At 58.6% G+C, this 12670-nt stretch carries 12 protein-coding genes; 5 read left to right on the top strand and 7 right to left on the bottom strand.

Annotated elements, in window-relative coordinates; genetic code table 11:
* Window positions 1-10: 10 nt before the first annotated feature.
* Window positions 11-484 carry a protein CreA gene (gene creA / locus ABLU73_RS11680; protein WP_009309170.1) on the bottom strand — a complete coding sequence of 158 codons (474 nt, stop codon included), beginning with the start codon at window positions 482-484 and terminating at the stop codon, window positions 11-13.
* 209 nt (window positions 485-693) lie between these two features.
* Here creA and robA point away from each other — a divergent pair, with 209 nt between their 5' ends.
* Window positions 694-1563, top strand: coding sequence for an MDR efflux pump AcrAB transcriptional activator RobA (gene robA / locus ABLU73_RS11675; RefSeq protein ID WP_004204217.1), 870 nt, complete (start codon window positions 694-696; stop codon window positions 1561-1563).
* On the opposite strand, the gene gpmB is transcribed toward robA, so the two are convergent.
* Entirely contained in the window at window positions 1560-2207 is a 648-nt protein-coding gene (gene gpmB / locus ABLU73_RS11670; protein WP_004204216.1) for a 2,3-diphosphoglycerate-dependent phosphoglycerate mutase GpmB, read from the bottom strand. The two genes, robA and gpmB, sit on opposite strands and share 4 nt — an antisense overlap.
* A 113-nt stretch (window positions 2208-2320) precedes the next feature.
* On the opposite strand from gpmB, the gene yjjX reads away from it, so the two are divergent.
* Window positions 2321-2836, top strand: a complete 516-nt coding sequence (yjjX, locus tag ABLU73_RS11665; protein WP_004204215.1) for an inosine/xanthosine triphosphatase — start codon at window positions 2321-2323, stop codon at window positions 2834-2836.
* On the opposite strand, the gene trpR is transcribed toward yjjX, so the two are convergent.
* Both trpR and sltY read right to left on the bottom strand, forming a co-directional pair.
* Window positions 2823-3152 carry a trp operon repressor gene (gene trpR / locus ABLU73_RS11660; protein ID WP_004204213.1) on the bottom strand — a complete coding sequence of 110 codons (330 nt, stop codon included), beginning with the start codon at window positions 3150-3152 and terminating at the stop codon, window positions 2823-2825. The genes yjjX and trpR overlap by 14 nt on opposite strands.
* Before the next feature lie 88 nt (window positions 3153-3240).
* Entirely contained in the window at window positions 3241-5178 is a 1938-nt protein-coding gene (gene sltY, locus ABLU73_RS11655) for a murein transglycosylase (protein WP_053810947.1), read from the bottom strand.
* A 228-nt stretch (window positions 5179-5406) separates the two neighbouring features.
* Here sltY and ettA point away from each other — a divergent pair, with 228 nt between their 5' ends.
* A complete protein-coding gene (gene ettA, locus ABLU73_RS11650) occupies window positions 5407-7074 on the top strand; it encodes an energy-dependent translational throttle protein EttA (protein WP_004204211.1) in 1668 nt (555 codons plus the stop codon).
* 175 nt (window positions 7075-7249) lie between these two features.
* On the opposite strand, the gene nadR is transcribed toward ettA, so the two are convergent.
* The 3 genes from nadR to serB are packed head-to-tail and all read right to left on the bottom strand — an operon-like array spanning window position 7250 to window position 10867.
* A complete protein-coding gene (gene nadR, locus ABLU73_RS11645) occupies window positions 7250-8482 on the bottom strand; it encodes a multifunctional transcriptional regulator/nicotinamide-nucleotide adenylyltransferase/ribosylnicotinamide kinase NadR (RefSeq protein WP_004886547.1) in 1233 nt (410 codons plus the stop codon).
* 21 nt (window positions 8483-8503) lie between these two features.
* Window positions 8504-9886 carry a DNA repair protein RadA gene (gene radA / locus ABLU73_RS11640; protein ID WP_002887800.1) on the bottom strand — a complete coding sequence of 461 codons (1383 nt, stop codon included), beginning with the start codon at window positions 9884-9886 and terminating at the stop codon, window positions 8504-8506.
* 9 nt (window positions 9887-9895) lie between these two features.
* Window positions 9896-10867: a phosphoserine phosphatase gene (gene serB / locus ABLU73_RS11635; RefSeq protein WP_004886545.1), complete on the bottom strand. Its 972-nt coding sequence runs from the start codon at window positions 10865-10867 to the stop codon at window positions 9896-9898.
* Window positions 10868-10971: 104 nt separating this feature from the next.
* Here serB and ABLU73_RS11630 point away from each other — a divergent pair, with 104 nt between their 5' ends.
* Entirely contained in the window at window positions 10972-11619 is a 648-nt protein-coding gene (locus ABLU73_RS11630; protein WP_004886544.1) for a YtjB family periplasmic protein, read from the top strand.
* Window positions 11619-12635, top strand: a complete 1017-nt coding sequence (gene lplA / locus ABLU73_RS11625; RefSeq protein WP_004886541.1) for a lipoate--protein ligase LplA — start codon at window positions 11619-11621, stop codon at window positions 12633-12635. The genes ABLU73_RS11630 and lplA overlap by 1 nt, the downstream gene beginning before the upstream one ends.
* The last annotated feature ends 35 nt before the right edge of the window (window positions 12636-12670 follow it).

Genomic DNA, 12670 nt, shown 5'->3' with positions numbered 1-12670 from the left:
GCGCTCCCGTTTATTTATTCCAGGGCATAATCGGCACGGCGCTGATGGCGTTCTTCGGCGAACCATCAACTACTTTATCCGAATAGGTCAGGTAGACCAGCGCATTGCGCTTCGCATCATAGAAGCGAACGACCTGTAGCTTTTTAAATACTAACGAGGTGCGCTTCTGGAACACCACGTCGCCCTGGCTTTTGCCATTTTTGATTTTGTCCGTCAGCTCAATCGGCCCGACCTGCTGGCAGGAGATGGCCGCGTCGGAGGTATCCTCCGCCAGCCCCAGGCCGCCTTTGATCCCGCCGGTTTTCGCCCGGCTGATATAGCAGGTCACGTTCTGTACATCCGGATCGTCAAAGGCTTCGACGACAATTTTGTGATCCGGTCCTAACCATTTGAAGACCGTATCCACGGAACCAATCTGCTCCGCCTGAGCAACCTGACAGCCGGCCAGCAACAGCAGGCCCATCGCAAACTTCTTGTATTTCATATTGTTACCATTATTAAAAAATATAGCTAAGTGATTATCACGGACCTAGCAGAAAAGGTTTATAGATCACAGCTTTACAAAATTATCGTTCAGATCCACTGACCTACCGCATTTAAAAGCAAAAAAAACACTGAATGCTAAAACATCAAAAAATGCTATTATCCGCTACTTTAATATCAGGCACCTGTGTTTAAGGATGGGGACATTTTATGGATCAAGCAGGGATTATTCGCGATCTCCTTAGCTGGCTGGAAGGTCACCTGGATCAGCCGCTTTCTCTGGACAATGTGGCGGCGAAGGCAGGTTATTCCAAGTGGCATCTGCAGCGAATGTTTAAGGATGTCACCGGCCACGCTATCGGTGCCTATATTCGCGCGCGCCGGTTGTCGAAATCAGCTGTCGCATTACGCCTTACCGCCCGTCCAATCCTTGATATTGCGCTGCAGTACCGTTTCGACTCCCAGCAGACCTTCACCCGTGCGTTCAAGAAGCAATTCTCGCTGACGCCGGCTCTCTACCGCCGCTCGCCGGACTGGAGCTCGTTCGGTATGCGTCCGCCGCTACGTCTTGGCGAGTTTACCCTGCCGAAACATGAATTTGTCGCCCTACCCACGACTCAACTGCTCGGTGTGACTCAGAGCTATACCTGTAAGCTGGAGGAAATCTCCGACTTCCGCAACCAGATGCGGGTCCAGTTCTGGCGAGATTTCCTCGGCAACTCGCCGTCGATCCCCCCGGTGCTCTACGGGCTGCATGAACCGCGTCCGAGCCTGGAGAAAGACGATGAGCAGGAAGTGTTCTATACCACCGCGCTGACGCCGGAGATGGCTAACGGCCACCTGCAGAACGCCCATCCGGTGACGCTGGAGGGCGGCGAGTATGTCATGTTTACGTATGAAGGGCTGGGTACCGGCCTGCAGGAATTCATCCTGACGGTCTACGGCACCTGCATGCCGATGCTGAACCTGACGCGTCGCAAGGGGCTGGATATTGAACGCTTCTATCCTGAAGATGAAAGCCGGGATCAGGCCACGCCGATTCAGTTGCGCTGCGAGTATCTGATCCCGATCCGCCGTTAACGCTGCAGCTCGTCCATCGCGGGGGCGTCAAGATGCGAGACGTCGCCCGCCGTTTCCACCACCCAGCCGGAAGCCAGCCACGGGCTTTGCTGATAATCGACGCGCGAGATCGAGCAGTTGCGCAGGCGCAGACGACGCTCTGCGTATGCCGGCAGCCCTAAAATCGTACTCACCAGGCAGCCCAGCGCGATACCATGACTCACCAGCAGCGGTCGACTACCGGCCGGTAATTCCAGACAGGCGGCCAGCGCCGCATGCATACGTTCGCTAAGCTCCTGCATCGATTCGCCCTGCGGAATGCGACCATCCGGCGTGCCGTTGACCAACTGGCGGCGCCAGCCCTCTTCTTCTTCGCTGAGCGAGTCAATATGGCGCTTCTCCAGCACTCCCATATCCAGCTCGCGCAGGCGCGCATCAGCGATCACGCTGCAGCCGCAGGCTTCGGCGATAATCTCTGCTGTGCGACGGGTTCGCCCCAGATCGCTGGTAATGATATGGGTGATCCCCAGCGTTCTGGCGCGCTCGCCAACCTGCCAGGCCTGGCGCTCACCGTGTGCGGTCAGCGGGCTGTCGGACTGACCCTGAATACGTCGCTCGGCGTTCCACTGCGTTTCACCGTGGCGAACAAGGTATACCTGTAACATGCTTTTTTTCCGTTCTGAACTCGTTATCGACCGCTTGCGGGCATTACCGACTGCCCTGGGGGTGATTTAGAGTATACTGCGATGACGTTAGTTTATTCTGAGTTGTTTTGATTATGCACCATGTTGTCTCAGCGACCACTAATCCCGCCAAAATTCAGGCAATTCTGCAGGCTTTTGACGAGATTTTCGGCGAAGGATCCTGCCACATTGAGTCCGTCTCCGTCGAGAGCGGCGTGCCGGAACAACCCTTCGGCAGCGAGGAAACGCGCGCTGGCGCACGAAATCGCGTCGCCAATGCGCGCCTCGCCCAGCCCCATGCCGATTTCTGGGTCGCCATCGAAGCCGGAATTGACGATGACAGTACCTTTAGCTGGGTGGTCATCGAAAGCGCCAGCCAGCGCGGAGAAGCGCGCTCAGCCACGCTGCCGTTGCCTGACGTTATTCTTGAGCAGGTTCGCGCTGGCGAAGCCCTCGGGCCGGTCATGTCGCAGTATACCGGCATCGATCAGATTGGTCGTAAAGAGGGAGCGATTGGGGTTTTCACCGGCGGCAAATTAACCCGCAGCAGCGTTTACCATCAGGCGGTCGTGCTGGCGTTAAGCCCGTTCCACAACGCTATTTATCGCTAGCCAACAGCGTCTGCTCCAGCCACTGGCGCAGCTCAACCGGCGCCGACTTCAGGCTGTTGGACCCGCGGGTAATGGTCGCAATGCCGGCACCGAGCTCATTTTTCAGCTCGCGCTGGCTCATCTCACCGCGCAGCAGCTCTTCGATAATGCGCACCCGAGTCCCCAGCGCTTCACGCTCATCAGGGGTCAGCATGAGCTGCAGCAACGGTAGATGCAGATCCTGCGCATAGGCCTGCTGTAGCAGCGCCACAAAGCGCAGCCACTCCTGATGACGTTGTTCGGCAACGGCCGCGGAATAGGGAGATTGTTGGGTCATATCGCGCCACCATATTGAGACGGGCAGCTTACGCTGCCCGTCGAATGTACTCTTCAACGAGTACAAAGCATAACATACTTCCCGGCGATCAGTAACGCTGCCGCCACTCCGCATCGCTGAAGAGCTTATCCTGCTGACCCATAAAGTAGCGATAGTAGGCGTCATAGGAGAGGACATTCTTCACGTAGCCGCGTGTTTCCGAGAACGGAATACTCTCGACAAACGCCACGGCGTCGATCCGTCCGGCGCTGTTCCCCTGCCAGGTGCGTACCCGACCCGGCCCGGCGTTATAGGCCGCCGAGGCGTAGATGCGGTTATTACCGAACTGCTGGTAAACGTACTGCAGATAGCTGGTGCCGATGTTGATGTTGGTTTCCGGATCCAACAGCTGCGACGGGCCGCTGTAGCCGGGAATGCTGAACATGCTGACGGTATGCGTCGCGGTGCCCGGCATAATCTGCATCAGCCCGCTGGCGCCGACCGGCGAGCGCACTTTCGGGTTCCAGGCGCTCTCCTGGCGGGCAATCGCCATCGCGTAGCTCTGCGGAATATCTTTACCGCTGATATAGCGGGCAAACAGATCGTTATAGGCCAGCGGGAAGCGCTCCTCCAGCTGATCCCACAGTTTGCCGGCGATCGTCGCCTGTACGCTCAGATCCCACCAGTGTTGATCAAAAGCGTAACGCGCCAGCTGCGCCTGCTGGGATTTACTACGGCTGGTGACCAGGTTCGCCCATTCAGTGCGCGCGGTGTTATCCATATTCCAGTACATCAGCTCGCGCACCCGGGCCATCTCCGGACCGGAGGCCAGCGCCGGATCGAGCGTGCCAATCGCTTTATCAATGCGGAGGGTATACTCCTCGCCGAGACGCTGCGCAGCGACCATCGGGTAGAAACCCCGCTGCTGCATCAACGACCGGAGGATCGCCTGCGCTTCCTCGTCCCTGCCGCGCTCCAGCAACAGATCCGCCTGCCAGTAGCGCCATTCGTCTTTCTCTTTCGCCTCCATCGGCAGGCGCGCCAGCCAGGTATTCAGACCATGGCGATCGCCCGTCCCCAGCGCCATCCGTACCCGCCGCTCCACCAGCGGCGTGGACTGCGAGCGCATAATCGCATCGTCGCGCCAGATGGCCTGCTCTTCGGTCACATCGTTCCCCATCAGGCGCCAGGCGACAATATCGCGTAGCTCCTGGGTCTGATCCTCATTCAGCTGCTGGGCCTGCACCAGCGAAGGGATCATCAAACGGGCATTTTCCACATCCTGACGGGCGACGCTGGCGAAAGCGACGGCGGCCATCTGGCGGGTAAAGTCCGTCGCCCCGGTGGTGCGGGCAAAGGTCAGGACGCTGTTAGGATCGTTAGCCAGGGCGACCACGGCGCTGGCGATGCTCTGGTAGTTGGCAGGCATCTGCTGGGCCAGCGATTTCACCAACCCAATATTGCCGGCCTTCATCGCCAGGCGGATCCGTTCGAGATAGGCCAGCGGATCCTGTTGGCCGGAGTCGCGCCAGGCGCTGAACAGCGGTTCACAGGCGCCGGGCTGGTTCTTGCCCGTCAGCCAGAGCGCTTTCGCTCCGCTCCAGGCCTCCTGCGACTGACCCACGCTCAGTTTGGCGTAGTAGTAGTTGCACTGCGCCTCGGTGCTGGTCGGCTTATCGGGGCTAAACGCCAGCAAGCCGCGCCAGTCGCTGCGCCGGGCCAGTTCATTCACGAAACGCGAACGTAATGAACGCGCCGGGGGCAGCGTCGGGTTGGCGTCAATAAAGTTTTTCACCACCAGCGCCGGCTGGTTCATCAGATCGTCGGTAATCTGCCGGTACTGCAAATAGGGATACAGGGGATAGGTGCTTAACGTGGGCATCAGCTGGTCAACCACATCCATCTGCCGGTTATCCCACGCCTGCTTAATTTGTGCGTAGCGGCTGCGCTGTTCATCCAGTGAATCCGCATGCGCCAGCTGACTCAACGCCAACAGACCAACGCTGGCAGCCAAAAGATGCCACGCCATTTTTTTGGCTTTTTCCACAAGCTCTTCCTCTTTCAGGTGCATTTTCGCAGCATCGTGCCGCTTAAAAGCCCCTGCCGGTTCGGCAGGCGGCTTTACTTATGCTAATCAGACAACGCTAAACGCGCCATGTCCTGAACATTTTTTTACGCTTCTGTGAATCCTGTCGCCTCGCTGGGATTAGCGCGCGAAAAAGGCTACACTTCGGCTTTGAACTATCTATCAAAATAGAAAGAGGCGAAGTCCAACGTGGCTCAATTCGTTTATACCATGCATCGTGTCGGCAAAGTGGTTCCGCCGAAACGTCATATTTTGAAAAATATCTCCCTCAGCTTTTTCCCTGGCGCGAAAATCGGTGTGCTCGGTCTGAACGGCGCCGGTAAATCTACCCTGCTGCGCATCATGGCCGGTATCGACACCGAGATCGAAGGTGAAGCGCGTCCGCAGCCCGGCATTAAAATTGGCTACCTGCCGCAGGAGCCGCAGCTCAACCCGGAGCACACCGTGCGCGAGTCCGTGGAAGAAGCGGTCGCCGAAGTGGTTAACGCGCTGAAGGGTCTGGACGAAGTCTATGCCAAATACGCCGAGCCGGATGCGGACTTCGATAAGCTTGCCGCACAGCAAGGCAAGTTCGAAGAGATTATCCAGGCGCACGACGGCCACAACCTGAACGTGCAGCTGGAGCGCGCGGCCGACGCCCTGCGCCTGCCGGACTGGGATGCGAAAATCGCTAATCTTTCCGGTGGTGAACGCCGCCGCGTCGCGCTGTGCCGCCTGCTGCTGGAAAAACCGGATATGCTGCTGCTCGACGAACCGACTAACCACCTCGACGCCGAGTCCGTCGCCTGGCTGGAACGCTTCCTGCACGACTTCGAAGGCACCGTGGTGGCGATTACCCACGACCGTTACTTCCTCGATAACGTCGCCGGCTGGATCCTCGAACTTGACCGCGGCGAAGGTATTCCGTGGGAAGGCAACTACTCCTCCTGGCTGGAGCAGAAAGATCAGCGTCTGGCGCAGGAAGCTTCTCAGGAAGCCGCACGTCGCAAATCCATCGAGAAAGAGCTCGAGTGGGTACGCCAGGGCGCGAAAGGCCGTCAGTCTAAGGGCAAAGCCCGTCTGGCGCGCTTTGAAGAGCTTAACAACGTTGAATACCAGAAACGTAACGAGACCAACGAACTGTTCATTCCGCCAGGCCCGCGTCTGGGCGATAAAGTTCTGGAAGTCAGCCATCTGCGCAAATCCTACGGCGACCGCGTGCTGATCGACGATCTGAGCTTCTCGGTACCGAAAGGCGCTATCGTCGGCATCATCGGTCCGAACGGCGCGGGTAAATCCACCCTCTTCCGCATGATGTCTGGCCAGGAACAGCCAGATTCCGGCACCATCACCCTGGGTGAAACCGTTAAGCTGGCTTCCGTCGATCAGTTCCGCGACGCGATGGACAACAGCAAAACCGTGTGGGAAGAAGTGTCCGGCGGCCTGGATATCATGAAGATCGGCAACACCGAAATGCCGAGCCGCGCCTACGTGGGCCGCTTTAACTTCAAAGGCGTCGACCAGGGCAAACGCGTTGGCGAGCTGTCCGGCGGTGAACGCGGTCGTCTGCACCTGGCGAAGCTGCTGCAGGTCGGCGGTAACGTCCTGCTGCTCGATGAACCGACCAACGACCTGGATATCGAAACCCTGCGCGCGCTGGAAAACGCCCTGCTGGAGTTCCCGGGCTGCGCGATGGTTATCTCGCACGACCGCTGGTTCCTTGACCGTATTGCCACCCACATTCTGGATTACCAGGATGAAGGTAAGGTGGAGTTCTTCGAAGGTAACTTTACCGAGTACGAAGAGTACAAGAAACGCACTCTCGGCGCCGACGCGCTGGAGCCGAAGCGAATCAAGTACAAACGTATCTCAAAATAAAATGCAAAAAGGCAACGCAAGTTGCCTTTTTTAATGTTTGCTCCCTCTCCCTGTGGGAGAGGGCCGGGGTGAGGGCAAGGTAAAAGTAAAAAGGCAACGCAAGTTGCCTTTTTTAGGGTTTGCTCCCTCTCCCACCGGGAGAGGGCAGGGGTGAGGGCAACAGCCCGCAGAGGACCTACCCCTGCTCCCCCATCAGCTGCTTCACCAGCTCGACGCAGCGCAGGAAGCGCGTATCGTAGTCCGACTCCTTAACATGGACGAACTCGATCTCATTCTCTTTCAGCAGCGACACCAGCAGCGACTGAAACTCTTTACGATCCACGGAACTCCCAAGACTGCGTAACCCATCAGCCACCCACGGGGTGTTGTTCTCCAGCAGAATCACCAGGTCAAAGCGGTATTCATCAATCAGCGCCTGCACGAACGGGTGCTCACGCCCCTCGTACTTCAGACAGAACGCCTGAGTGCTGACGAAGTCGGTATCGATAAATGCCACCTTGTTGGCATATTTCACTGCGAAATCAATATACTGGGCATGACCGAGGGCAATTTTATCGTAATCAGAATACTGGAGCGCCATCTCATCGCCGCCGAGATGCGAAAAGACATAATCCCGGCCATATTCCCAGGCGCTGGTAGTATTGAAGATATTGGCGAGCTTATTGACCAGCGTTGATTTACCGCTCGACTCGCCGCCGAGGATCGCCACCGTCCGCACAAAGAACGGTTTCACTTCCGTCGGAATATATTCCCAGTAGCGGAACGGGTTCTCGCGGATCTGGCCGCCGCTAATATTCATAAAGGTCCGCTTAGGATCGATAAGCACCGTCTCGATCCCCAGATGCTCAAGGTACTGCGGCGCATCGGCCTCTTCCGAGGTATAGATCCGGTTCGGCTCGATCCCTTTTTCGCTCATAAAAGCGCGGATCCCATGACTCCACACATCCCAGCCGTGCGGATAGGGCTCCATCCCCTCTTCATTGAACGCATGGATGCGAATATTCTTCTGATATTTAAAGGTCTGCAGCAGCCAGCGCAGGCGGTCAGGCACCGTTGGCTGCTGCGACATGGCGCTCTCTTCAAACAGCTCGCGGTCGCGGGTATCGTCATAACCCATGATGATATGCAGCTCATCGACCTGGCTACAGGCGCGTTGAATCAAATAGATGTGCCCGGTATGCAGCGGGTAAAATTTACCAAACACCACGCCGACGCTTTTCTGTCGGCGGGGAAACTCCAGCCCGAGGAAGCGATGCAGCGCTTCAAGCTTCTGCGCGCTCGGGCTTTTGATTTTGGCGTTCAACAGCTGGCTGAGATACCCCTTGGTCATCCCGCTGGCTTCCGCCACCTGCTGCAGGGTACAGCCTTTCTGCTTTATGGCGCTTTTTAAATAGTCAAATGACGACATCGCTAATCTCCTTTTAACTTATTATAAGTCGTCAAAAACGCTTAGCGCGTCTGAAAGCTTTTTCACACCAAAGATTTGCATGCCTTCCGGCACTTTTTTCGGCACATTGGCCGCCGGGACGATGGCGCGGCGGAAGCCATGCTTCGCCGCTTCGGAGATACGCTCCTGACCGCTCGGCACCGGGCGAATTTCGCCGGCCAGCCCCACTTCGCCAAAGACCACCAGATCCTGCGGCAGCGGGCGATCGCGCAGGCTGGAGACCATCGCCAGCAGCAGCGCCAGATCGGCGCTGGTTTCCGTGACCTTCACCCCGCCGACCACGTTGACGAAGACATCCTGATCGGCCATCTGCAGGCCGCCGTGGCGATGCAGCACCGCCAGCAGGATCGCCAGACGGTTCTGTTCCAGCCCCACCGCCACACGGCGCGGGTTGGACATCATCGAGTGATCCACCAGCGCCTGGATCTCCACCAGCAGCGGGCGGGTCCCTTCCCAGACCACCATCACCGAGCTGCCGGAGGTGATTTCATCTCCCCGGCTGAGGAAGATAGCGGACGGGTTGCTGACTTCGCGCAGCCCCTGCTCGGTCATGGCGAAAACGCCCAGCTCATTCACCGCGCCAAAGCGGTTTTTGTGGCTGCGCAGAGTGCGGAAACGGGAGTCGGCATCACCGTCCAGCAGCACCGAGCAGTCAATACAGTGCTCCAGCACCTTCGGGCCGGCCAGCGAACCGTCTTTGGTGACGTGGCCGACCATAACGATCGCCACGCCGCGAGTTTTGGCAAAGCGCGTCAGATAGGCCGCCGTTTCACGTACCTGGGCGACGCTGCCCGGCGACGACTGAACGTCGGCCATATGCATCACCTGGATTGAGTCGATCACCATCAGCTGCGGTTTTTCTTCATCGGCAATCTGACAGATCTGCTCAATGCTGGTTTCCGAGAGCATGTTCAGGTTCGCCGTCGGCAGCCCAAGGCGATGGGCGCGCATCGCCACCTGCTGAAGGGACTCCTCCCCGGTGACGTACAGCGTTTTCATCCCTTCCGCCAGCTTGCACAAAGTCTGCAGCAGCAGGGTCGATTTCCCCGCGCCGGGGTTGCCGCCAATCAGGATCGCGCTGCCCGGCACCACGCCGCCGCCGAGTACGCGATCGAACTCTTTAAACCCGGTGGAGAAACGCGGCAGCGCTTCCAGGCTGATGTCTGACAGCTTCTGCACCTTCGAGACGCCGGCGTTACCGGCGTAGCCTGACAAACGCTCGTTTCTCGCCACCTGCGGCGACGCGGCGATGCGCATCTCGGTGATGGTATTCCAGGCATGGCAGGCGCTGCATTGCCCCTGCCACCGCGGATAATCCGCACCACATTCATTACAGACAAATGCGCGTTTTGGAGCTTTCGCCACGTTTACCTCTTACTTTTGGTTCATGCTGCCCGAGAGAATACAGAATACCCCCATCAGGTCAGCGTGGCGGATAGTCACTTCCGCCTGTTCATTCACTTTAGGCTTCGCATGATACGCGATGCCAAGCCCGGCAGCCTTAATCATCGGCAGGTCGTTGGCGCCATCGCCGATGGCCACGGTCTGCGCCGTTGGGATCTCATACTTTTCCGCCAGCTTGCGCAGCGTATTGGCTTTGTATTTGGCATCGACGATATCGCCGAGCACGTTGCCGGTAAGCTTACCGTCGCGGATCTCCAGTTCGTTGGCGAACACCGCGTCGAGATGCAGTTTGTCGCGCAGATACTCCGCAAAGAAGGTAAAGCCGCCGGAGGCGATCGCCACCTTCCAGCCCAGCGTTTCCAGCTTGAGCACCAGCTGCGCCAGGCCCGGCATCAGCGGTAGCGCGTCGCGAACCTGCAGCAGAATGTTGGCATCGGCGTCTTTTAGTGTCGCCACGCGCTGGCGCAGGCTGGCGGTGAAGTCCAGCTCTCCACGCATCGCCCGCTCGGTCACTTCTGACACCAGCTCGCCGGTGCCGGCCAGTTTCGCGATCTCATCGATGCATTCAATTTGGATCGCCGTGGAGTCCATATCCATCACCAGCAGCCCTGGGGTGCGCAGATGGGGAATTTTACCCAATGGCGCGACGTCCAGCCCCGCCTCATGCGCCAGTCGCGTCGCACGCGGGGTAAGCGAGCCCGCCAGGCGGATCACCTGGTAATCCTCGACCACCCAGGAGGCGACGATCACTAACGCGGCGCCCAGCTCGCGCTGCCACGCCGTCAGACGGCGTTTATCCAGCCCACGTCCGTACAGCAGCCAACCGCTGCGCCCGGCGTGATAATCCAGCGGCATGACCTCGTCACCGCTCAGGGAAAGCGGCAACCCAGGCCACAGGGAAACGTCTTCAGGCAGGTCGCACCAGGTCAAACTGTTAGGCATTACGGCTCCACATCTCTTCATTCAGGCGAGGAAAATAACGCATGAGGCTACCTTGTAACCAGCGCTTCTGGCAACATTAAGCTGCAAATTTTCAAAGGTGGAATATGGTTCGCGCAAAACTGAAATTCCGGCTGCATCGTGCGGTCATTGTCCTTATCTGTCTCGCCCTGCTCGTCGCGCTGATGCAGGGCGCCTCGTGGTTCAGTCAGAACAGTCAGAAACAACGCAATCCGCAGCTGGAAGAGCTGGCCCGCACGCTGGCGCAGCAGGTGGTGCTGAATCTCGCGCCGCTGATGCGCAGCGAGACGCCGGACGAGAAGCGCATCCATCAGCTGTTGACGCAGCTCACCCACAACAGCCGCGTACTTGACGCCGGGGTATATGACGAACAGGGCGACCTGGTGGCGCGCTCTGGCGAAAGCGTCGAGGTTCGCGACCGGCTGGCGCTGGATGGTAAGAAAGCCGGCGGCTACTTCAACCAGCAGGTTGTCGAACCGGTGCCGGGAAAAAATGGCCCGCTGGGCTATCTGCGTCTGACCCTCGATACCCATACTCTGGCGACCGAGGCGAAGCAGGTGGATAATACCACCAATATCTTACGCCTGATGCTGTTGCTGTCCCTGGCCATCGGCGTGGTACTGACCCGCACGCTGCTGCAGGGCAAACGCACCCGCTGGCAGCAATCGCCCTTCCTGCTCACCGCCAACAAGCCGGTTGAGGATGAAGACGATGAAAAGAAAGGAAATCTATAATGTCCACACTGCGCCTCCTGCTTTCTGACTCTTACGACCCGTGGTTCAACCTGGCGGTCGAGGAGTGCATCTTCCGCCAGATGCCCGCCACCCAGCGGGTGCTGTTCCTGTGGCGCAATGCCGATACCGTGGTCATCGGCCGCGCGCAGAACCCGTGGAAGGAGTGTAATACCCGCCGAATGGAAGAAGATCATGTGCGGCTGGCCCGTCGCAGCAGCGGCGGCGGCGCGGTGTTCCACGACCTCGGCAATACCTGCTTTACCTTTATGGCTGGCAAACCGGAGTACGACAAAACCGTCTCCACCGCTATTGTGCTGGCGGCGCTCAATTCACTCGGCGTAACCGCCGAAGCCTCCGGGCGCAACGATCTGGTGGTCAAAACCGACAGCGGCGACCGCAAAGTCTCCGGCTCCGCCTATCGTGAAACCATGGACCGCGGTTTTCACCACGGCACCCTGCTGCTCAACGCCGATTTAAGCCGTCTTGCCAACTACCTCAACCCGGACCAGAAAAAGCTGCAGGCTAAAGGCATTACCTCGGTGCGCGGGCGAGTGGCGAATCTGGTTGAGCTACTGCCGGGCATTACCCATCAGCAAGTTTGCGAGGCGATCCAGGAGGCGTTCTTCAGCCATTACGGCGAACGGGTAGACGCCGAGGTGATCTCCCCGGACAACACGCCGGACCTGCCGAACTTTGCCGACACTTTCGCTCGCCAGAGCAGCTGGGAATGGAACTTCGGCCAGGCGCCCGCCTTTTCCCATCTGCTGGACGAGCGCTTCCCCTGGGGCGGCGTCGAGCTGCATTTTGACGTTGAGAAAGGCCATATCACCCGCGCGCAGGCCTTTACCGATAGCCTGAATCCGGCGCCGCTGGAGGCGCTGGCGGCACGCTTAGTCGGCTGTCAGTATCGGGCTGAGGTTTTGCAGCAGCAGTGTGAGGCGCTGGTCGGCGATTTCCCGGAGCAGAAAGCGGAACTGAAAGAACTGTCGGCATGGATTGCCGGCGCGGTGCGCTGATAAAAAAAGCCGGATGGCGGCTGCGCCTTATCCGG

Source organism: Klebsiella sp. GG_Kp175, assembly GCF_040062325.1.
GTDB classification, from domain to species: domain Bacteria; phylum Pseudomonadota; class Gammaproteobacteria; order Enterobacterales; family Enterobacteriaceae; genus Klebsiella; species Klebsiella quasipneumoniae.
Note: the sequence above shows the minus strand (reverse complement) of the source record. Positions and strands in the feature narration are given on the sequence as shown.